This is a genomic window from Synechococcus lacustris str. Tous, assembly GCF_003011125.1.
Taxonomy (GTDB): Bacteria; Cyanobacteriota; Cyanobacteriia; order PCC-6307; family Cyanobiaceae; genus Synechococcus_D; species Synechococcus_D lacustris.
In genome coordinates this window covers 1-650 of sequence record NZ_PXVC01000287.1, presented here as the reverse complement: position 1 = coordinate 650, position 650 = coordinate 1, and the positions used below count along the sequence as shown (strand labels likewise).

The 650-nt window shown below is 40.3% G+C and carries 1 protein-coding gene; it reads left to right on the top strand.

Going from position 1 to position 650, the window contains the following annotated elements; all coding sequences use genetic code 11:
- The coding region (locus C7K08_RS15810) for a hypothetical protein (RefSeq protein ID WP_161955970.1) at nucleotides 1–650 on the top strand (650 nt) is incomplete at both ends.

The following is a 650-nucleotide window of genomic DNA, read 5'->3' as shown; positions in this document are numbered from 1 at the left end:
AGTGTGGACGTTGTTCTGTATTTGTTTGATTGGATTTCAGGTTTGGTTTATTGAATTTGATTGGAATAATACCCAGTTAAGGCAGTTGTGCATTGCCGCTATCCCGATAATTTATGGCTTCTTGTTTAGTATTAGTGTTGATCTGAGTCGCTCTTCCATGGGGCTTATGATGGCTAACAGAGAAAGCTACGTTACTCCATTGTTGATGATCGGCATAGGATTATTATTGGTTGGTTGGAAAATAAGTAATCTTGCTAGAAAAGATACATCAAGCCTCTTGCAGGTTGCAATTTTGCTATTGCCTTTAATCGTTTTGATCCCAAGTTTGGAAGCGGGTTTTTCTAGGGCCCGTTTTTTTCAGCAACAACGAAGAATGTTGAATGAGCAAGATCGTAGGATTACATGGTTTCACTGCCTTGAGCTTGAGCAGGGGGCAGCGCCAAGTAATTGCCCCCTTAGCCCTCTCTATGACCGTTGGGATTTAATTAGAAGGGCATTTATTGGTAAAAAGTATGTTTATATTGCTGCTGGCAAAAAATCAGATCTCCAAGCTCAAAATGAGTTAATGCAGCAAGCAGGTGCTGATTTGAATCGTAGGTATTTGATGAAAAAGCAGGTTAATGGACTTAGCTTAATAGTTGCCCGTAAGG